Origin of the sequence: Pseudomonas brenneri (assembly GCF_007858285.1) — a bacterium.
GTDB lineage: Bacteria > Pseudomonadota > Gammaproteobacteria > Pseudomonadales > Pseudomonadaceae > Aquipseudomonas > Aquipseudomonas brenneri.
This window is the reverse complement of the sequence record NZ_VFIL01000005.1, coordinates 404886-425720: the sequence shown is the minus strand read 5'-3', so window position 1 is coordinate 425720 and position 20835 is coordinate 404886. Positions and strand designations below refer to the sequence as shown.

At 58.7% G+C, this 20835-nt stretch carries 18 protein-coding genes; 12 read left to right on the top strand and 6 right to left on the bottom strand.

Annotation, left to right across the window (positions count from 1 at the left end; all coding sequences use genetic code 11):
- Positions 1-23 precede the first annotated feature (23 nt).
- The gene (locus FJD34_RS13765; RefSeq protein WP_229689212.1) at positions 24-332 is read right to left on the bottom strand and encodes an arsenate reductase; all 309 of its coding nucleotides are present in this window, start codon (positions 330-332) and stop codon (positions 24-26) included.
- Between the two features lie 264 nt (positions 333-596).
- On the opposite strand from FJD34_RS13765, the gene FJD34_RS13760 reads away from it, so the two are divergent.
- Positions 597-2234, top strand: coding sequence for a Na+/H+ antiporter (locus FJD34_RS13760; protein WP_090290572.1), 1638 nt, complete (start codon positions 597-599; stop codon positions 2232-2234).
- A 16-nt stretch (positions 2235-2250) separates the two neighbouring features.
- Here FJD34_RS13760 and FJD34_RS13755 read toward each other — a convergent pair whose 3' ends face one another.
- The 5 genes from FJD34_RS13755 to map form a co-directional block, all read right to left on the bottom strand.
- Positions 2251-2970 carry a M12 family metallopeptidase gene (locus FJD34_RS13755; protein WP_090290573.1) on the bottom strand — a complete coding sequence of 240 codons (720 nt, stop codon included), beginning with the start codon at positions 2968-2970 and terminating at the stop codon, positions 2251-2253.
- Positions 2971-3028: 58 nt separating this feature from the next.
- The gene (locus FJD34_RS13750) at positions 3029-3781 is read right to left on the bottom strand and encodes a M12 family metallopeptidase (protein WP_090290574.1); all 753 of its coding nucleotides are present in this window, start codon (positions 3779-3781) and stop codon (positions 3029-3031) included.
- A 116-nt stretch (positions 3782-3897) separates the two neighbouring features.
- Positions 3898-5097 (bottom strand): succinyldiaminopimelate transaminase, encoded by a 1200-nt coding sequence (gene dapC, locus FJD34_RS13745; protein ID WP_090290575.1) that lies wholly within the window; start codon positions 5095-5097, stop codon positions 3898-3900.
- 178 nt (positions 5098-5275) lie between these two features.
- A complete protein-coding gene (locus FJD34_RS13740; RefSeq protein ID WP_032858169.1) occupies positions 5276-7978 on the bottom strand; it encodes a [protein-PII] uridylyltransferase in 2703 nt (900 codons plus the stop codon).
- Between the two features lie 67 nt (positions 7979-8045).
- Positions 8046-8828: a type I methionyl aminopeptidase gene (gene map / locus FJD34_RS13735; RefSeq protein WP_032858167.1), complete on the bottom strand. Its 783-nt coding sequence runs from the start codon at positions 8826-8828 to the stop codon at positions 8046-8048.
- A gap of 386 nt (positions 8829-9214) precedes the next feature.
- Here map and rpsB point away from each other — a divergent pair, with 386 nt between their 5' ends.
- The 11 genes from rpsB to lpxD all read left to right on the top strand — a co-directional run bounded on the left by rpsB (position 9215) and on the right by lpxD (position 20745).
- Complete coding sequence (rpsB, locus tag FJD34_RS13730) at positions 9215-9955, top strand: 30S ribosomal protein S2 (RefSeq protein WP_029297291.1); 741 nt, start codon at positions 9215-9217, stop codon at positions 9953-9955.
- Between the two features lie 193 nt (positions 9956-10148).
- A complete protein-coding gene (tsf, locus tag FJD34_RS13725; RefSeq protein ID WP_003172264.1) occupies positions 10149-11012 on the top strand; it encodes a translation elongation factor Ts in 864 nt (287 codons plus the stop codon).
- Between the two features lie 211 nt (positions 11013-11223).
- Positions 11224-11967, top strand: a complete 744-nt coding sequence (gene pyrH, locus FJD34_RS13720) for a UMP kinase (protein WP_019692086.1) — start codon at positions 11224-11226, stop codon at positions 11965-11967.
- The gene (gene frr, locus FJD34_RS13715; protein ID WP_032858165.1) at positions 11964-12521 is read left to right on the top strand and encodes a ribosome recycling factor; all 558 of its coding nucleotides are present in this window, start codon (positions 11964-11966) and stop codon (positions 12519-12521) included. Before pyrH ends, frr begins: the two co-directional genes overlap by 4 nt.
- 17 nt (positions 12522-12538) lie before the next feature.
- Positions 12539-13294: a polyprenyl diphosphate synthase gene (gene uppS, locus FJD34_RS13710; protein WP_029297283.1), complete on the top strand. Its 756-nt coding sequence runs from the start codon at positions 12539-12541 to the stop codon at positions 13292-13294.
- A complete protein-coding gene (locus FJD34_RS13705) occupies positions 13294-14100 on the top strand; it encodes a phosphatidate cytidylyltransferase (protein WP_032858164.1) in 807 nt (268 codons plus the stop codon). The genes uppS and FJD34_RS13705 overlap by 1 nt, the downstream gene beginning before the upstream one ends.
- Positions 14097-15287, top strand: coding sequence for a 1-deoxy-D-xylulose-5-phosphate reductoisomerase (gene ispC / locus FJD34_RS13700; protein ID WP_032858163.1), 1191 nt, complete (start codon positions 14097-14099; stop codon positions 15285-15287). The genes FJD34_RS13705 and ispC overlap by 4 nt, the downstream gene beginning before the upstream one ends.
- Positions 15288-15322: 35 nt before the next feature.
- Positions 15323-16675 carry a sigma E protease regulator RseP gene (rseP, locus tag FJD34_RS13695; RefSeq protein ID WP_029297276.1) on the top strand — a complete coding sequence of 451 codons (1353 nt, stop codon included), beginning with the start codon at positions 15323-15325 and terminating at the stop codon, positions 16673-16675.
- 74 nt (positions 16676-16749) lie between these two features.
- Entirely contained in the window at positions 16750-19137 is a 2388-nt protein-coding gene (bamA, locus tag FJD34_RS13690) for an outer membrane protein assembly factor BamA (protein WP_090290576.1), read from the top strand.
- Between the two features lie 45 nt (positions 19138-19182).
- On the top strand, positions 19183-19686 hold the full coding sequence (locus FJD34_RS13685; protein ID WP_003219314.1) for an OmpH/Skp family outer membrane protein: 504 nt from the start codon (positions 19183-19185) through the stop codon (positions 19684-19686).
- Positions 19687-19689: 3 nt separating this feature from the next.
- Positions 19690-20745, top strand: coding sequence for a UDP-3-O-(3-hydroxymyristoyl)glucosamine N-acyltransferase (gene lpxD / locus FJD34_RS13680; protein WP_090290577.1), 1056 nt, complete (start codon positions 19690-19692; stop codon positions 20743-20745).
- Positions 20746-20835: the final 90 nt, after the last annotated feature.

Below are 20835 nucleotides of genomic sequence, written 5' to 3'. Positions count from 1 at the left end.
TCTACAAAAATGAAATGGCTGGCCTACTTGAGGGCCGCCGAATAACTATCTGGCTTGAAGCCAATCAGGGTTCTGTCACCGAGATCGAGCACCGGGCGCTTGATCATCGAGGGTTGTGCGAGCATCAGTTCAATAGCTTTCGCCTGGTCGAGATCGGCTTTGCGTTCGTCTTCGAGTTTGCGAAAGGTCGTGCCTGCACGGTTCAAAACCACCTGCCAACCGTGCTCGTTGCACCATTGGGTCAAGTGTTCGCGGTCGATACCGGCCGTCTTGTAGTCATGAAACTCATAGTTGACAGCGTGTTCATCAAGCCAGGTGCGCGCCTTTTTCATGGTGTCGCAGGCTTTGATGCCGAAAAGGTGCAAGGTTTTACTTGAATCGGTCAAGGAACTGCCCCCTTTGGGCTGATGGAAACGTAGGATCACGGATTATGCCATGACCGAAGGGTTTCGGTGCCGCTCGTCACGCCTTACGTGATCGGGTGCGACTTATGTGCAACGGTCAGCCGGCAGCATAGGCGGCTAATATGGCACTTCAAAGGCGCGCCGTTGCCTGATGTGTGTCGTAGTAAGTCGATTGTCCGGGAACTCCGCGTTATGCAAACCGCCTACACCGTTCTTATCCTGCTGATGCTGGTCAGCGTTTCGCGTCTGGTCGGGCGTGTTATCCCACTGCCGTTGCCGTTGGTGCAGATTGCCGCTGGTGCCTTGCTGGCCTGGCCAACCCTGGGGCTGCATGTGGCCCTGGACCCCGAGTTGTTTCTGTTCCTGTTCCTGCCGCCACTGCTGTTTTCCGATGGCTGGCGCATGCCCAAGCGCGAACTGTGGCGCCTGCGCGGGCCAATCCTGACGTTGGCGGTGGGCTTGGTACTGTTTACTGTGGTGGGTGCCGGTTACTTCATTCATTGGCTGCTGCCGAGCATCCCTTTGCCGGTGGCCTTCGCCCTGGCGGCGGTATTGTCACCGACGGATGCCGTGGCGGTGTCGGCTATTTCCCAGAACCGTTTGCCCACGCCCCTGATGCATATGCTTCAAGGCGAGGCCTTGATGAATGATGCGTCGGGCCTGGTGACGTTCAAGTTCGCCCTTGCGGCAGCGTTGACCGGGGTGTTTTCCCTGGCCGATGCCAGCCTGACTTTTGTGTTGGTGGCGGTAGGCGGCCTGGCGGTGGGCGTGGCGTTGAGCTGGCTGGTCGGTCGCCTGCGGGCCTGGATGATTGCCCGGGGCTGGGATGACCCGGCAACACACGTGGTGTTCATGTTGCTGTTGCCATTTGCCGCTTATGTGCTGGCGGAGCGTCTGGGCGCTTCGGGGATTCTGTCGGCCGTCGCGGCGGGCATGATGCAAAGCTGGCTGGACCTGTTGCCCCGCCAGACCAGCACACGTTTGCTCAACCGCAGTGTCTGGTCGCTGCTGGAGTTTGCCTTCAACGGTTTGATCTTCCTGCTGTTGGGCCTGCAATTGCCGGACATCATCAAGGCGGTGGTCAGTCATGAGTCAACCCTGTGGCCGACCTTGTTCTATCGCTGCCTGGATGTGGTCGCAATTTTCCTGGTGCTGCTGGTGTTGCGGTTTATCTGGGTGCAGAGCATCTGGCGCTTCTCGGGCCTGCTGCGACGCCTGCGTGGTAAAAGCGAGTTGACGTTGGTACCGACGGCGCGTTCCTGCTGGCTGTTGACCGTGGGCGGCGTGCGTGGGGCGGTGACCCTGGCCGGTGTGATGTCGGTGCCGTTGCTGCTGGCGCCAGGCGAGGCTTTTCCGGAGCGCGATCTGCTGATTTTCATCGCCGCCGGGGTGATTCTGCTGTCACTGGTGGCGGCCTGCATTGCATTGCCGCTGTTGCTGCGAGGGATTGAAAAAAGCCCGGACGACAAGCGTCGCGGAGAGATCCGCGATGCCTGGAAAAAAACCGCCGAGGCCGCCATTCATGCGCTGGAGGCCGAAGAAGCCAGCGAGCCCCAGGATGCTGCCCAGGCTGCATTGGCTGCCGAACTCAAAGCGCGGATCATGTCGGAGTATCGCCATCAACTTGACGTGTTCAACGACTCGGCCGAAGCCCAGGCGCTGGCGCTGCAGATGGACCAACTGGAACGCAAGTTGCGCCTCAAGGCACTGCGGGCGCAACGCTTGGAGCTGTATAGCCTGAGCCGTCATCACCAGATTGGTGATGACGTGCTACGGGAAGTGTTGGCAGACCTGGATATGAGCGAGGCCAATCTGGGTACTCAGAAATAGTCACGAACGGCCTTGTTCAATTCGCCCCGGTTATTTGGGGGGTGTACAGCCTTCTGATCGCCTCCTGGTCACCTTTGGAAAGGGATATGTTCTCAGAGCCTGTATGCCCGTTCTCGGTCAATTGTGCAGGGAAGGCATAGTGCATCACTGACTTGGGGTCGTAAGGCGTGATCTGTAAGTTGGGACCGGAAACGGGGTCGAGTACTTGTCTCTGAACGATCTCTTCGGGGTAGGCGTCGCTGACAAAATAGTCATGCACCGCTTGTTTGTTCCATTGCAGGGTGTTTTGCGGGTGTTGATGCTCATGCAGCAAGCCCAGGGCATGGCCGAACTCATGCAAGGCATTTGCGCGAAACAGCTTCGAGTTTTCCGTTCTGTCCAGGTGCAGGGTGGGCTCGTTTTTATCTCGCCATAATGCGTCTGTACCGATGTCGGACCAGTTGCCTTTTATGTTCTCGTCATCCGAGACACGAATATCCCCCTGTTTCCCGTCGACGACTTCAAAGCGCAGGTCGGGCGTGTGATGGGCCCACTCCTTGAGTGCATCGACTACCAGGGCTTTGCTTTTTTTATCCTTCAAGTCCAAGGCCACTGTAATAATGCCGGCCGGCCAGCGTGCGGAGATGTCTGCGACGCCTCTTTTCTTTCGCGCTGCACGTTCGGGAGGTGTGTTGTCGCTGAGGCGGGCAGGGTGGTGGATGGGAATATTGGGAGATAGTGGGGTTATCAGGCTCATGTTCTTTACTCGCCGAAGGGTTGTCGGGGGGAGTTAAAAGTGGGGCATATCAATTGAGTCAGGAACTCACCAGTTTCCTGATGGTGGTATTGAGCAGCTTGCCCAGCAATGAGTTATCTGCGGGATAAAGTGACTGGATAAAGTTTTTATCGCTCTCGGACAGTTGTGTGGGCTTGGAAATCGCTTTTGCGTCGTTGACTAATGACTCGGAAAAACCGTAATGCATGATGGAGTTTTGGTCGTAGGTGGAGAGCTTGACCTCGCGGCGTGGGAACGGCCTGATGATGTCGTGATTAGCCTCGTATCGTTCTTTTTCTAGTGACTTATACTTTTTGTAAATCTGCGCTTTATTGAGTTCCAGCGTGCGGTCAGGGTGTTGGTGCTCATGCTTCAAGCCCAGGGCGTGGCCGAACTCATGCTGTATCGTGGTAGCCACCGAGGCTGGCGGCCTGTCAAAACCAATGCTCATGGTCGGTTCTGGAGCGGGTGTGCGCTGCGCATCGGTACCGATCCGTGACCATGCAGCTTTGGTTTTATTGTTGGCAGTGATGCGTATATCACCGTCGGGCTTGTCGGTGAACTTGAAGAACAGGTTGGTGTGTGGCGCCCATTTGTTGATGTTCTCTTTGGTGACCTGCTTCTGTTCTGCGGTCATGTTCAGCAAAGAGATCTTCAGCACTGAATGTTGCGGCCAGGTTTTGTCCGGGCTGGCGACACCGCGCTTGTTTCTGGTGAGAGGGGGCTCGGTGAGTTGCGATTGTTCGCCGAGAGGTTGTTGGGAGGGCGTGGCGGGCGAGATGGTAAATGTCATGAGCGTGCACCAAGCAGCTGAAAACAGTTAGCCATTGGTGGGGGCTTCAAGCCTTTGTGTTCCAACTCAAAGGTGTGCAGATGTTGGCCGCTCCCGCACGGGAGCGGCCCTGGTGATCAACGACGACGCTGGATGAAGTTGCGAATTCGCTCTGCGGCTTCAACACACTCGGCCAGTGGCGCAACCAGTGCCAAGCGCACTCGGCCGGCACCTGGATTGAAACTGTCCACTTCCCGCGACAGGTACGAGCCCGGCACCACGGTCACGTGTTCTTCCACGAACAGGTCGCGGCAGAATGCGGCGTCGTCACCCTCGACGTTCGGCCACAGGTAGAAGCCACCGTCAGGGTTCTGTACGTCCAGCACCGGCTTGAGAATCGCCAGAACGGCCGCGAATTTTTCCCGGTACAGATCACGGTTGGCCAGTACATGGGCCTCGTCCTGCCACGCGGCAATGCTCGCCAGTTGGGTTTGCACCGGCATCGCACAGCCGTGATAGGTGCGGTACAGCAGGAAGGCCTTGAGGATCTCGGCATCGCCGGCCACAAACCCGGAACGCAGGCCCGGCAGGTTGGAGCGCTTGGACAGGCTATGGAACACCACGCAGCGCTTGAAATCCTGGCGACCGAGTTCCACACAGGCGCTGAGCAGACCTGGCGGCGGAGTCTGTTCGTCGAAGTACAGCTCGCTGTAGCACTCGTCGGCGGCGATCACGAAGTCGTATTGGTCGGCCAGGGCGATCAGTTTTTTCAGGACTGCGACGGGGATCAGGGCACCGCTCGGGTTGCCTGGGGAGCACAGGAACAGGATCTGGCAGCGTTTCCAGATATCCGGCGTCACCGCATCGAAATCCGGGTTGAAGCCGTTCTCATCCAGGCACGGCAGGTAATGCGGCTTGGCCCCGGCGAGGAACGCTGCGCCTTCGTAGATCTGGTAGAACGGGTTCGGGCTGACCACCAGGGCATCGTCGCCGCGGTTGACCACGGTCTGAGTGAAGGCGAACAGCGCTTCACGGGTGCCATTGACCGGCAGGATACTGCGCGCCGGGTCCAGCCAGCCCTTGGGCACGTTGAAGCGTCGTTCGCACCAGGCACCAATCGCCTCGCGCAATGCGGGAATGCCCAGGGTGGTCGGGTACACCGCCATCTGGTCGAGGTTGGTGGCCAGGGCCTGGGCAACGAAATCCGGGGATTTGTGCTTGGGTTCGCCGATGGACAGGGCAATCGGGCGCTTGTCCGGGTTCGGCGTGACGCTACCCAGCAGGGCACGCAGTTTCTCGAACGGGTAGGGTTGCAGCTGGTTCAGGGCGTTGTTCATCGCAAATCTCGTTCAATTCGGTTGAAAGCATGCGGCTTGCCAGGCAAAGCCATTCAAATGTGGGAGCGGGCTTGCTCGCGAAAGCAGAGTGTCAGTCGATGCTTCATTGACTGAATCACCGCATTCGCGAGCAAGCCTGCTCCCACATAAGCCAGGTTCCACTGGACTGGCCGGGTGTTCATAGGGTCAGGCGCGTCAGCTCGACTCCGGGCTCCTGGTTCACGCTCAATTGCGCGACGATGGCGTCCTGCAAGCGGCGGCACAATTCAGGGTCGGACAGGGGTTGGTTGTCGGCGTCGGTAATAAAGAACACGTCTTCGACCCGCTCGCCCAGGGTGGCAATCTTGGCGTTCTGCAGCGACAGGTCGAACTCCAGGAAAATCCCGCCGATCCGTGCCAGCAGGCCAGGGCGATCCGGTGCGCTGAGTTCCAGTACCGTCACGGGGCGCTGGGCGTCGTTGTGGATTGTCACCTGTGGCGCAAAGGCGAAGTGCTTGAGCTGGCGCGGTACCCGACGTTGGATGATAGTCGGGTAGTCGTCGGGGTTGCGCAGGGCTTCGGTCAGGCCTTCGCGGATCTTTTTCACGCGCTCGGGGTTGTCGCCGATGGACTCGCCTTCGGTGTCGAGCACGATATAGGTGTCGAGGGTGAACTGGCTGCTGGAGGTAATGACCCGTGCGTCATGAATGTTCAGGTTGAGCTGGTCCATTGCGGCCACGGTCACGGCGAAGAAGTCATGCTGGTCCGGGGCATAGATGAATATCTGCGTACCGCCTTCGAATTCGCGCTGAGTGGTTTCCTTGATCAACACCAGCGGGCCGCCGTCGGCCGGTTGCTGGAGGATGGCATCGGTATGCCAGGCCACGTCACCTGCGGTGTGACGCAGGAAATAGTCATCGCCCAGTTGGGACCAGAGCTGTTCGACATCATCCGGGTCATTGCCGCCGCGTACCAGGATATCCAGGGCCGCGCTCTGGGTGCGGCGGATCTGCTCTTCGCGATCCACCGGGTTTTCCAGGCCCCGGCGCAGCGCGCGCTTGGTCTCGGTATAAAGCTGGCGCAACAGGCTGGCGCGCCATGAGTTCCAAAGGGTCGGGTTGGTGGCATTGATGTCGGAGACGGTCAGCACGTACAGGTAGTCGAGGCGGGTTTCGTCGCCGACGATCTGTGCAAAGTCGTGGATGACCTGCGGGTCGGACAAGTCCTTGCGCTGGGCGGTGGTGGACATCACCAGGTGGTTCTGCACCAGCCACACGATCAGGCGGCTGTCCCACTGCGGCAGTTGGTGGCGCTGGCAGAAGGCTTCGGCGTCCACTGCGCCGATTTCCGAGTGGTCGCCATGCCGGCCCTTGCCGATATCGTGGTACAGGCCGGCCAGGTAGATCAGCTCAGGCTTGGGCAGCTTGGCCATCAACTTGCTGGCTAGCGGGAATTTCTCTGACACTTGGGTGTATTGCAGCTTACGCAGGTGCTTGATCAGGTTCAGGGTGTGGGCGTCGACCGTATAGATGTGGAACAGGTCGTGTTGCATCTGCCCGACGATAAAGCCGAACTCCGGCAGGTAGCGCCCAAGGATGCCGTAGCGGTTCATCCGGCGCAGGTTGCGGTGGATGCCGATCTTGCACTTGAACAGTTCGATAAACAGGCTGGTATTGCGGATGTCGTGGCGGAACTCGTCATCGATCAGATGACGGTTTTCCCGCAGCAAACGAATGGTGTCGGCGCGCACGCCCTTGATTTCCGGCTGCTGGGCCATCAACACGAAGATTTCCAGCATGGCAAATGGCGTACGCTTGAACACGTAGTCGTTGCGCGCCTCGATATAGCCGTCGTGCAGTTGGAAGCGTGCGTTGATCGGTTGCGGTGGCGCTTCGTCTTCGGGGGCCAGGATCACTTCTTCAAAGTGCTGGATGATCAGGTCGCTGAGCTGGGCGATGCTCATGACCACCCGGTAGTACTGCTGCATGAAGCTTTCGATGCTGGTCTTCGCGTCCTCGCCCTCGAAGCCCAGCAGGGCGGCGATGGAACGCTGGTGGTCGAACAGCAAGCGATCTTCGGAGCGTCCGGCCAGCATATGCAGGGCATAACGCACTTTCCACAGGAACTCCTGGGACGAGGCCAGCAGGGCGTTTTCGCTCTCTACCAAAAAGCCTTCGCCGGCCAGGGCCCGCAGGTTCAGGGTGCCGTACTGACGACGGGCGACCCACAAAATTGTCTGGATGTCCCGCAGTCCGCCAGGCGAGCCCTTGACGTTGGGTTCCAGGTTGTACTCGGTGTCGTTGTACTTGTGATGCCGGGCTTTCTGCTCGGCGCGCTTGGCCAGGAAGAACTCCTTGCTCGGCCACATATGCGCGGTACTGGTGACTTCCAGCATGCGCTGGCGCAGGCGCTCGGGGCCGCAGATGGTGCGGCTTTCCATCAGGTTGGTGACCACCGTCAGGTCGGCGCGGGCTTCTTCGGCGCATTCATCCACTGAGCGAACGCTCTGACCGACTTCCAGGCCGATATCCCACAACAGCGTCAGAAAACGCTCGATGGAATCGCGAAAGATCTCGTGGTCGGCACTGTCCAGCAGGATCAGCAGGTCGATATCGGAGTAGGGGTGCAGTTCGCCCCGGCCATAGCCGCCGACGGCCACCAGGGCAATATCGGCGTCCTCGCTCCAGTCGAACTGCTCCCAGGCCTTTTGCAGGATGTTATCGACGAACCAGGCGCGATCCTCGATCAGCCGGCGGATGTCCCGACCGCTGCGAAAGCGCTCGTCGAGCACCTCGCGGGCCTGGCGGATGGCCTTCTTGAAGGCGGCAATCGGGCTTGCCTTCAGTGCCAGTTCCGCCTGGAACTGGCCACGGTCGAAGAGTTCGGGATCCACCTGGGGCATCGATCGGCTTTCCTTTCTATCTATCTGGAGGTCACAGCGTTGCTATCTGGAAAGCCCGCTGCAAGCATCAGGCCGAAACGCGGGGAATCGTGTCATCGGCGCGCAGGGTGAAGATCTCGTAGCCGGTCTCGGTGACCAGCAGGGTGTGTTCCCACTGTGCCGAGAGCTTGCGGTCCTTGGTGATGGCGGTCCAGCCGTCGCCCAGTACCTTGGTGTCGGCCTTGCCCTGGTTGATCATCGGCTCAATGGTGAAGGTCATGCCTGCCTTGAGCTCCATACCGGTGCCAGCACGGCCGTAGTGCAGGATCTGTGGCTCTTCGTGGAACACTTTGCCGATGCCGTGGCCGCAGAATTCGCGGACGACCGAGAAACCGTTCTTTTCGGCGTGTTTCTGGATCACTTCACCGATATCGCCCAGGCGGCAGCCCGGCTTGACCAGTTCAATGGCCTTGTACATGCATTCCTGGGTGACCTGGGACAGGCGTTCGGCCCATACCGGCACGTTGCCGACGTGGAACATGCGGCTGGTATCGCCGTGGTAGCCGTCCTTGATCACGGTGACGTCGATGTTCAGGGTGTCGCCGTCTTTCAGCGGCTTGTCGCCTGGGATCCCGTGGCAGACCACGTGGTTGATCGAGGTGCAGATCGACTTGGGGAAGCCTTTGTAGTTCAGTGGCGCAGGGATGGCTTTCTGCACGTCAACAATATAGTCGTGGCAGATGCGGTCCAGGGCTTCGGTGGTCACGCCGGGTTTGACATGTTCGGCAATCATTTCCAGAACGTCGGCAGCCAGTTTGCCGGCAACGCGCATGCCTGCGATATCTTCGGCGGTTTTCAGGGTAACGGTCATACAGGCTCTCTCTAGCGCGACGCGCTGAAATCAGTACGGTTTACGGGCGTGCGACAAAAAGGTGCAACGTTCGCACAAGCCCAAAAAACGCGATTCTAACAGACGCAAGGTGCAAACCATGAGTGTCTGGCTATCGCTTCTCTCTATTAGGTGTGGGTATTTTCACCCGATTCAATGGCTTGGGTGGCGACGACGGGAGGTAAGTGCGATTGCGGGTTTCGTTTTTGTCGTTGCTGTGGTATAAAATGCGCCGCTTTCCGGGGATACCCCGCAAAGCTTAAATCCACACACGTGTCGACACGATGACCTGGGTGCCGGAGGCCTTGATGCCGCTGGTTGGTCATTGGGATACGTGGAGGCCAAACCCGACTTATTAAGGAACTATCATGTCCCAAGTCAACATGCGCGATATGCTGAAGGCCGGTGTGCACTTCGGTCACCAGACCCGTTACTGGAACCCGAAAATGGGTAAGTACATTTTCGGCGCGCGTAACAAGATCCACATTATCAACCTTGAAAAAACCCTGCCAATGTTCAACGAAGCTCTGACTTTCGTAGAGCGCCTGGCCCAGGGCAAAAACAAGATTCTGTTCGTCGGCACCAAGCGTTCCGCTGGCAAGATCGTTGCTGAAGAAGCAGCACGTTGCGGTTCGCCGTACGTCGATCACCGCTGGTTGGGCGGCATGCTGACCAACTTCAAAACCATCCGTGCTTCCATCAAGCGTCTGCGTGACCTTGAAGTGCAAGCCGAAGACGGTACTTTCGCCAAGCTGACCAAGAAAGAAGCGCTGATGCGCTCCCGTGACCTGGAAAAGCTCGATCGTTCCCTGGGTGGTATCAAGGACATGGGCGGTCTGCCTGACGCACTGTTCGTTATCGACGTTGATCACGAGCGCATCGCGATCACCGAAGCCAACAAGCTGGGCATCCCGGTTATCGGCGTAGTCGATACCAACAGCAGCCCGGAAGGCGTTGACTACATCATCCCAGGCAACGATGACGCAATCCGCGCTATCCAGCTGTACATGGGTTCGATGGCTGACGCTGTAATCCGTGGCCGCAACAATGTTGGCGGCGGCACCGTAGAGTTCGCTGCTGAAGAAGCACCGGTCGCTGCAGCTGAGTAATTGACGCCCTGGCGTTGACTCAGTAAGCAAAAAGGGGGCTTGGCCCCCTTTTTGCCACCTCGAAAACCATTTGTGAGCGGCACAGCTACAGCATCTGTAACGTGCAGCGGTTAACAAGGGTGGTTCGGGAAGAATTGAACGCCCGTACAAGTCGGGTGGAATGGTTGAAAACCTATCCAAGAGGAATTTGAAAATGGCAGCAATTACTGCAGCGTTGGTTAAAGAACTGCGTGAGCGTACTGGCGAAGGCATGATGGATTGCAAGAAAGCCCTGGAAAAGGCTGACGGCGACATCGAAAAAGCCATTGATGACATGCGTGCTTCGGGCGCGATCAAGGCTGCCAAGAAAGCAGGCAACGTCGCTGCTGAAGGCGCTATCGCTCTGAAAGAAGACGGCAAGTCCGCCGTTCTGCTGGAAGTGAACTCGCAGACCGACTTCCTGGCCCTGCAGGACGACTTCAAGGCATTTGTTGCTGCTAGCGTTGAAAAAGCGTTCGCCGACAAACTGACTGACGCCGCTCCGCTGATCGCCGCTCAAGAAGCCGATCGCCTGGTACTGGTCGGCAAGGTTGGCGAAAACGTCAACATCCGTCGCCTGGTACGTGTTGAAGGTGATGTTGTTGGTGGTTACCTGCACGGTAACAAGATCGGTGTTGCAGTTGTCCTCAAGGGCGGCAACGTTGAGCTGGCCAAAGACATCGCTATGCACGTAGCGGCCAGCAACCCTGAGTTCCTGCTGCCTTCGGAAGTTTCTGCCGAAGCGATCGAGCGCGAAAAAGCTGTGTTCCTGCAGCTGAACGAAGAAAAAATCAAAGGCAAGCCAGAAAACATTGTTGAGAACATGGTCAAAGGCCGTATCAGCAAGTTCCTGGCTGAAGCAAGCCTGGTTGAGCAGGCGTTCGTCAAGAACCCTGAAATCAAGGTTGGCGAACTGGCCAAGAAAGCCGGTGCTGAAATCGTTTCCTTCACCTACTTCAAAGTAGGCGACGGCATCGAGAAGCCGGTCGACAACTTCGCTGAAGAAGTTGCTGCCCAGCTGGCTGCCGCCAAGCAGTAAGACAGTTTTCAACTGTCGCCCAAGAGAGGCTGCCCGCTCACGCGCGCAGCCTCTTTTCAAATGGGATGTTCAATTTTATTTGGCTTCCCTTTGGAACTGGCTTACAAAGCCGTGTTCCGATGGCGCTGTGACAGCGTCCAGCTAGAGTGAACGCAAGCCGTAAACGGCTCGCCAAGAATTTTTTAAAAATACGCCGCAGGAGAGATTCGCAATGGCTCAGCAGGGCAGTGGTTATCAGGCTCGCTATAAACGCATTCTACTCAAGCTTAGCGGCGAGGCCCTGATGGGCTCGGAAGAGTTCGGGATCGATCCCAAGGTGCTTGACCGCATGGCACTGGAAGTCGGCCAACTGGTCGGCATCGGTGTCCAGGTCGGCCTGGTGATTGGGGGGGGCAACCTGTTCCGTGGCGCAGCGCTCAGTGCTGCTGGCATGGATCGGGTCACCGGCGACCACATGGGCATGCTGGCCACTGTGATGAACGCCCTGGCCATGCGCGACGCCCTGGAGCGTGCCAATATCTCGGCCATCGTGATGTCGGCCATTTCCATGGTTGGTGTGACCGATCATTACGATCGTCGCAAAGCCATGCGCCACCTGAACGCCAAAGAGGTGGTGATCTTTGCTGCCGGCACCGGCAATCCGTTCTTTACCACCGACTCTGCTGCCTGCCTGCGCGCCATCGAAATCGATGCCGACGTAGTGCTCAAGGCCACCAAGGTTGATGGTGTCTACACCGCTGATCCATTCAAGGACCCGCATGCCGAGAAGTTCGATCATCTGACTTATGATGAAGTGCTGGATCGCAAGCTGGGCGTGATGGATCTGACGGCAATCTGCCTGTGCCGCGACCACAAGATGCCGCTGCGCGTATTTAACATGAACAAGCCCGGCGCCCTGCTGAATATCGTACACGGCGGCGCAGAAGGGACTCTGATCGAGGAAGGCGAACAATGATCAACGAAATCAAGAAAGACGCCCAGGCGCGTATGCAAAAATCCCTGGAGTCTCTGGCCCACGCATTTGGCCAGATTCGTACCGGCAAGGCCCACCCAAGCATCCTGGGTAGCGTGATGGTGCCTTACTACGGCTCCGATACCCCGCTGAGCGGCGTTGCCAACGTTACCGTCAAGGACTCCCGGACCCTGCAGGTCGTGGCGTTCGAGCGCAACATGCTGGCCGCTGTCGACAAGGCGATCCAGAGCGCTGGCCTGAACCTCAACCCAACCAACCTGGGTGAGTTGCTGCTGATCTCCATGCCTGCCCTGACTGAAGAAACCCGCAAGGGCTTCACCAAGCAGGCGCGCAGCGCGGCTGAAGATGCCCGTGTTGCCGTGCGCAACATCCGTCGTGATGCCCTGGGTGACCTGAAGAAGCTGGTCAAGGACAAGGAAATCAGCGAAGACGAAGAGCGCCGTGCCGTCGCCGATATCGACAAGCTGACCAAGGACGCCGAGGCCCAGATCACCAAGGCCACGGAAGAGAAAGAAAAGGACCTGATGGCCGTATAAGGGGTCAGGACGCCTTCATGGAAAAGACCAAGCAGACTGTACCCTCTGTGGTGCCGCGCCATGTCGCGATCATCATGGATGGGAATAATCGCTGGGCGAAGAAACGCTTTATGCCAGGTGTTGCCGGGCATAAAGCGGGTGTCGATGCGGTACGGGCCGTGATCGAGGTGTGTGCCGAGGCCAAGGTCGAGGTCTTGACCTTGTTTGCCTTCTCCAGTGAAAACTGGCAGCGGCCGGCCGACGAAGTCAGCGCCTTGATGGACCTGTTCTTCAAGGCTTTGCGTCGCGAGGCCAAGCGCCTGAACGACAACAACATCAGCCTGCGCATCATCGGCGACCGCTCGCGGTTCCATCCGGAACTGCAGGCGGCCATGCGTGAAGCCGAGGCAATCACGGCTGGCAGCAACCGCTTCGTCCTGCAAATCGCCGCCAATTATGGTGGCCAATGGGATATCGCCCAGGCTGCACAGCGCCTGGCGCGTGAAGTGCAGGCCGGCCATCTGCGCCCGGAAGACATCACGCCCGAGTTGTTGCAAACCTGCCTGGTGACCGGCGACCTGCCGTTGCCGGACCTGTGCATCCGTACCGGTGGCGAACACCGCATCAGCAACTTCCTGTTGTGGCAGTTGGCCTATACCGAGCTGTACTTCTCCGACCTGTTCTGGCCGGACTTCAAACACGATGCCATGCGCAATGCGCTGGCCGATTTCGCTTCCCGTCAGCGTCGCTTCGGTAAAACGAGCGAGCAGATCGAAGCTGGAGCCCGGGTTTAATGCTTAAACAACGAATCATCACGGCACTGATCCTGTTGCCAATCGCCCTGTGCGGGTTTTTCCTGCTCGAAGGTGCAGGCTTTGCATTGTTCATCGGCCTGGTCGTGACCTTGGGCGCCTGGGAATGGGCACGCCTGGCAGGGTTTGCCGAGCAATTGCCGCGTGTGGTGTACGCCGCCATTGTCGCGCTGTTGCTGTTCCTGATGTATATCCTGCCGGATGTCGCCCCTTGGGTGCTGGGGGCTGCGGTACTGTGGTGGGCGTTGGCGACGTTCCTGGTGTTGACCTACCCGCGTACCAGTGGCCAGTGGTCCAGCGTCGCCTGCAAGCTGGTGATCGGTCTGCTGATTCTACTGCCGGCCTGGCAGGGACTGGTCTATATCAAGCACATGGCCCTGGGTAACTGGTTGATCATGGCGGTGATGGTGTTGGTCTGGGGCGCGGATATTGGCGCGTACTTCTCCGGCCGTGCCTTTGGCAAGCGCAAGCTGGCCCCGGCAGTCAGTCCCGGCAAGAGCTGGGAAGGGGTGTACGGCGGTCTGGTGCTGACACTGGTGATTACCGCTGTTGTCGGCGTCGTACGTGATTGGAGCGTCAAACAGATACTTCTGGCGCTGATTGCGGCGGCAGTGGTGGTGCTGATCTCGGTGGTCGGCGACCTCACCGAAAGCATGTTCAAGCGCCAGGCAGGTATCAAAGACAGCAGTAATTTGCTGCCCGGGCATGGCGGTGTGCTGGATCGCATCGACAGCCTGACGGCGGCGATCCCGGTCTTTGCCGTGCTGTTGTGGATGGCTACCTCGTGAGCCGCTTGCAGCAGGTTACCGTGCTGGGGGCCACTGGCTCGGTCGGGTTGAGCACGCTGGATGTGATTGCCCGTCACCCTGAGCGCTATCAGGTGTTTGCCCTGACCGGCTTCAGTCGCTTGAGCGAGCTGTTGGCGCTGTGCGTTCGGCATGTGCCGCAGTTCGCAGTGGTACCGGATGCCGTTGCTGCTCGTGGCTTGCAGGATGATCTGCGGGCAGCAGGGTTGTCGACCCAGGTGCTGGTCGGCGAGGAGGGCTTGTGCCAGGTGTCTGCCGCTTCTGAAGTGGATACCGTGGTCGCGGCCATTGTCGGCGCCGCCGGCTTGCGTCCAACCCTTGCGGCGGTCGATGCTGGCAAGAAGATCCTGTTGGCCAATAAAGAAGCGCTGGTCATGTCCGGCGCGCTGTTTATGCAAGCCGTGCGCAAGAGCGGTGCCGTGCTGTTGCCGCTGGACAGCGAGCACAACGCGATTTTTCAATGCATGCCTGGCGATTTCGCCCGCGGCCTGAGCCAGGTGGGCGTGCGCCGCATCCTGCTGACCGCCTCCGGCGGCCCGTTCCGTCAGACACCGTTGGCTGAACTGGAGCACGTTTCTCCGGATCAGGCTTGTGCTCATCCCAATTGGTCGATGGGGCGCAAGATTTCGGTGGATTCGGCGAGCATGATGAACAAGGGCCTGGAGCTGATCGAGGCCTGCTGGTTGTTCGATGCCCGGGCTGAACAGGTCGAGGTGGTGATTCATCCGCAAAGCGTGATTCATTCCCTGGTCGATTATGTGGACGGTTCGGTTCTGGCCCAGTTGGGCAACCCCGACATGCGCACGCCTATCGCCAATGCCCTGGCCTGGCCCGAGCGTATCGACTCCGGTGTTGCGCCCCTGGACCTGTTTGCCATTGCGCGTCTGGATTTCGAAGCGCCGGATGAGCAGCGCTTCCCTTGCCTGCGCCTGGCGCGTGAGGCAGCAGAGGCGGGCAACAGCGCGCCGGCGATGCTTAACGCGGCAAATGAGGTGGCGGTTGCCGCGTTTCTGGATCGACGCATCCGTTTTCCACAGATCGCGCGTATCATCGAGGAAATTTTGAGCCTGGAGCCCGTGGTTGCCGTGAATGATTTGGGCGCCGTGTTCGAGGCGGATGCCAAGGCCCGGGTCTTGGCCGAGCAATGGTTGAAGCGTCACGCGGGTTAGTCGCCAGGCGCTGGATTGGAATGCGGAGAGATTAGATGAGTGCGCTCTATATGATTGTCGGCACCCTGGTTGCTCTGGGTGTGCTGGTCACTTTCCACGAATTTGGTCATTTCTGGGTGGCGCGCCGTTGTGGCGTCAAGGTCCTGCGCTTCTCCGTGGGCTTTGGTATGCCGCTGCTGCGCTGGCATGACCGGCGCGGCACCGAATTCGTGATTGCAGCCATTCCCCTGGGCGGCTACGTCAAGATGCTCGACGAGCGCGAAGGCGAAGTGCCGGCTGATCAACTGGATCAATCCTTTAACCGCAAGACCGTCCGTCAGCGTATCGCCATCGTGGCGGCTGGTCCGATCGCCAACTTCCTGCTGGCCATGGTGTTCTTCTGGGTCCTGGCCATGCTGGGCAGCCAGCAGGTGCGCCCGGTCATCGGTGCGGTCGAGGCGGGCAGTATTGCCGCCAAGGCCGGATTGAGCGCCGGCCAGGAAATCGTTGCCATTGATGGTGAGCCGACCACGGGTTGGGGCGCGGTCAATCTGCAATTGGTCCGGCGCCTGGGCGAAAGCGGCACGGTGCAACTGGTGGTGCGCGAGCAGGACTCGACAGCCGAGACACCGCGTGAACTGGTGCTGGACAAGTGGCTCAAGGGCGCCGACGAGCCTGATCCGATCAAGTCCCTGGGCATTCGTCCGTGGCGCCCGGCACTGCCGCCAGTATTGGCAGAACTCGATCCCAAGGGCCCAGCCCAGGCTGCCGGCCTGAAGACCGGCGACCGCTTGCTGGCCCTGGATGGCCAGGCACTGGGTGACTGGCAGCAAGTGGTCGATCTGGTTCGTGTACGTCCTGATACGAAAATTGTGCTGAAAGTTGAGCGCGATGGTGCTCAAATCGACGTCCCTGTCACGCTTGCGGTGCGTGGGGAGGCCAAGGCGGCCGGCGGGTATCTGGGCGCCGGGGTCAAAGGTGTCGAATGGCCGCCATCGATGGTGAGGGAGGTCAGTTTCGGGCCGTTGGCAGCCATTGGCGAGGGCGCGCGACGCACTTGGACCATGAGTGTGCTGACCCTCGATTCCCTGAAGAAAATGTTGTTCGGCGAGCTCTCGGTAAAAAACTTGAGTGGACCGATAACCATTGCTAAAGTGGCGGGCGCTTCTGCCCAGTCGGGTGTTGCTGATTTCCTGAATTTCCTGGCTTATCTGAGTATTAGCCTTGGGGTTCTGAATTTGTTGCCCATTCCAGTATTGGATGGGGGGCATCTGTTGTTTTATCTCGTCGAGTGGGTGCGTGGTCGCCCCTTGTCGGATCGGGTGCAGGGTTGGGGGATACAGATCGGTATCAGTTTGGTGGTCGGGGTGATGTTGTTAGCCTTGGTCAACGATCTGGGACGACTGTAACGCTTCGCTGAATTGCGAATCTGCCGCATTTTGCGGCAGTTTGTTTATTGCCAGTTGGAATAAGAAAGGACTTCATGAAACGTCTGCTGCTAACTGCGGTTCTCACCGTATTGATGATCGCCGAAGTTCACGCCGAGTCCTTCACCATCTCCGATATTCGCGTCAACGGCCTCCAGCGGGTTTCCGCGGGTAGCGTGTTTGGCGCCTTGCCGTTGAACGTTGGGGAACAGGCTGACGACCGTCGCCTGGTGGAATCCACTCGTGCGCTGTTCAAAACCGGCTTCTTTCAAGATATCCAACTGGGTCGTGAAGGCAACGTCCTGGTCATCACTGTCGTGGAGCGGCCTTCTGTCGCCAGTATCGAGATCGAAGGCAACAAGGCGATCTCCACTGAAGACTTGATGAAGGGTCTCAAGCAATCCGGCCTGGCCGAAGGCGAGATCTTCCAGCGTGCCACCCTCGAAGGCGTACGTAACGAGCTGCAACGTCAGTATGTTGCCCAGGGCCGTTACTCCGCTTCCGTGGAAACCGAAGTGGTACCGCAGCCGCGCAACCGTGTCGGCCTGAAGGTCAACATCAACGAAGGCACCGTGGCGGCGATCCAGCACATCAACGTGGTGGGCAACACCAAGTTCGCCGACGAAGACCTGATCGACCTGTTCGAACTCAAGACCACCAACTGGCTGTCGTTCTTCAAGAACGACGACAAGTACGCTCGTGAAAAACTCTCCGGTGACCTGGAGCGTCTGCGCTCCTACTACCTGGACCGTGGCTATATCAACATGGATATCGCTTCGACCCAGGTGTCCATCACGCCGGACAAGAAACACGTCTACATCACCGTCAACGTCAACGAAGGCGAGAAGTACCGCGTACGTGACGTGAAGCTCAGCGGCGACCTGAAAGTGCCTGAAGACCAGGTCAAGTCCCTGCTGCTGGTCGAGAAGGACCAGGTGTTCTCGCGCAAGCTGATGACCACCACCTCCGAACTGATCACCCGTCGCCTGGGCAACGAAGGCTATACCTTCGCCAACGTCAACGGCGTGCCGACCTCCCATGATGATGACCATACCGTGGACATCACCTTTGTCGTCGATCCGGGCAAGCGTGCCTACGTCAACCGCATCAACTTCCGTGGCAACACCAAGTCCGAGGACGAAGTGCTGCGTCGTGAAATGCGCCAGATGGAAGGTGGCTGGGCTTCGACCTACCTGATCGACCAGTCCAAGACCCGTCTTGAGCGTCTGGGCTTCTTCAAGGAAGTCAACGTCGAGACCCCGGCTGTACCGGGTGTGGATGACCAGGTTGACGTGAACTACGCCGTGGAAGAGCAAGCGTCCGGTTCGATCACCGCCAGCGTCGGTTTTGCACAGAGTGCCGGCCTGATCCTCGGTGGCTCGATTACCCAGAACAACTTCCTGGGTACCGGTAACAAGGTTTCCATCGGCCTGACCCGCAGCGAATACCAGAGCCGCTACAACTTCGGTTATGTGGACCCCTACTGGACTGCTGATGGCGTGAGCCTGGGCTACAACGCCTTCTATCGCACCACCGACTACAAAGACCTCGACGTCGACGTTGCAAGCTATGCGATCGACAGCCTGGGTGCCGGTGTCAACGTGGGCTACCCGATCAGTGAGACCTCGCGTCTGACCTTCGGCCTGACCGCGCAGCAGGATGAAATCAAGACCGGTGTCTACACCGTGGACGAGATCTTCGACTTCACCCGCCGTGAAGGTGACAAGTTCCTCAACTTCAAGGCCTCGGCCGGTTGGTCCGAGTCCACCCTGAACAAAGGCGTGCTGGCCACCCGTGGTCACTCCCAGAGCCTGACCCTGGAAGCCACCACCCCAGGTAGCGACCTGTCGTTCTTCAAGCTCGACTACCGTGGCCAGTTGTTCACGCCGTTGAGCGATAACTACACCATGCGCCTGCACACGGAGTTGGGCTATGGTGATGGCTACGGTTCGACTGATGGCCTGCCGTTCTACGAGAACTACTACGCGGGTGGCTTCAACTCGGTACGTGGTTTCAAGGACAGCACCCTGGGCCCTCGTGGTACGCCGAGCCGTGGTGTTGGCATTACCGGTAATACCGGCACCGTAGCTGACTCCGACAACGACCCGCTGCCGTTCGGTGGTAACGTATTGATTCAAGGTGGTGCGGAAATTCTGTTCCCGCTGCCATTCGTCAAGGATCAGCGTTCCCTGCGTACTTCGGTCTTCTGGGATGTGGGTAACGTATTCGACTCCAAGTGCGAGCAGGTCCGGAACCCATCGGGTATCAAGTCCAACACTCAGTGCAACGATGTCAGCCTGAGTAACCTGGCCAGTTCCGTGGGTGTAGGTGTGACCTGGATTACTGCCCTGGGTCCATTGAGCTTCGCCTTGGCGATGCCGATCAAGAAACCGGATAACGCTGAAACCCAGATTTTCCAATTTTCCCTCGGCCAGACGTTCTAAGCGTCCGACCCAAGATAACGACAACGGATTCTGTAGGAGTGCATCGTGCGTAAGTTGACTCAATTGGTTCTTCTGGCAACCGTGCTGGTCGCAACCCCGGCGTTTGCCGAAATGAAAATCGCCGTCCTGAACTATCAGATGGCCCTGCTGGAATCCGACGCGGCCAAGAAGTACGCCGTGGATGCCGAGAAAAAATTCGGCCCACAACTGACCAAGCTCAAGACACTGGAAAGCAGTGCCAAGGGTATTCAGGATCGTCTGGTCGCCGGTGGCGATAAAATGCAGCAAGGCGAGCGCGAGCGTCTGGAGCTTGAATTCAAGCAAAAGGCCCGTGACTATCAGTTCCAGTCCAAGGAGCTGAACGAGGCCAAGGCTGTTGCTGACCGTGAAATGCTCAAGCAACTGAAGCCAAAACTCGACAGCGCTGTGGAAGAAGTCATCAAGAAAGGTGCCTTTGACCTGGTCTTCGAGCGTGGCGCCGTGATCGACGTCAAGCCTCAATACGACATCACCCGCCAGGTGATCGAGCGCATGAACCAGCTGAAGTAAACCATGACCGCGACTATCAAACTTGGCGAGTTGGCCGAGTTCCTGGGGGCCACCTTACGTGGCTCCAAGGAGAAAGAAATCACTGGGCTAGCCACCTTGCAGGAGGCTGGCCCAGCTCAGTTGAGCTTCCTTGCAAACCCCCAATACCGTAAATACCTGGGCGACAGCCAGGCCGCAGCAGTATTGCTGAAGGCCGCTGACGCCGAGACATTTGCCGGGGATGCGCTGGTGGTGGCAGATCCTTATGCGGCTTACGCGCGGGTGTCCCACCTGTTTGACCCGAAACCCAAGGCCGCTCCAGGCATACATCCTTCTGCGGTCATTGCCGATGACGCACAGGTAGATCCTGCGGCGAGCATCGGTGCTTTTGCGGTGATCGAGAGTGGTGCGCGCATTGGCGCCGGTGTAGCGGTAGGGGCTCATTGCTTTATCGGTGCGCGCAGTGAAATCGGTGCAGGCGGTTGGCTCGCACCACGCGTGACCCTCTACCACGATGTGCGTATCGGGCAGCGTGTGGTGATTCAGTCCGGTGCCGTGATCGGCGGCGAAGGCTTCGGCTTCGCCAATGAGAAGGGCATCTGGCAGAAGATTGCCCAGGTTGGCGGTGTGCTGATTGGTGATGATGTGGAGATTGGCGTCAACACTGCTGTCGATCGCGGGGCTTTGGCCGATACCGTGATTGGCAATGGTGTGAAGCTCGACAACCAGATCCAGATCGCCCACAACGTACAGATTGGCGATCATACGGCTATGGCTGCGTGCGTCGGCATTTCCGGCAGCACCAAGATCGGCAAGCACTGCATGCTGGCCGGCGGTGTCGGTCTGGTGGGCCATATCGATGTGTGTGACAACGTTTTCATTACCGGCATGACCATGGTGACCCATTCGATTACCGAGCCTGGGGCCTATTCTTCCGGCACGGCGATGCAACCCGCGGCCGAGTGGCGCAAGAGCGCGGCCCGTTTAAGGCAGCTCGACGACATGGCGCGGCGCCTGAAACATCTGGAAAAGCGTGTTGGGGACGTGACCCCTGGCAGTAATGTTTCATCAGATGGCTGATACCATTTCCATATCAAGTGTGCACAGCAGCTAGACTGCCTTCTTGATTTGCTAGAGGGGCGTGCCTTAGTCCGCGCGCTCCCAATCTTT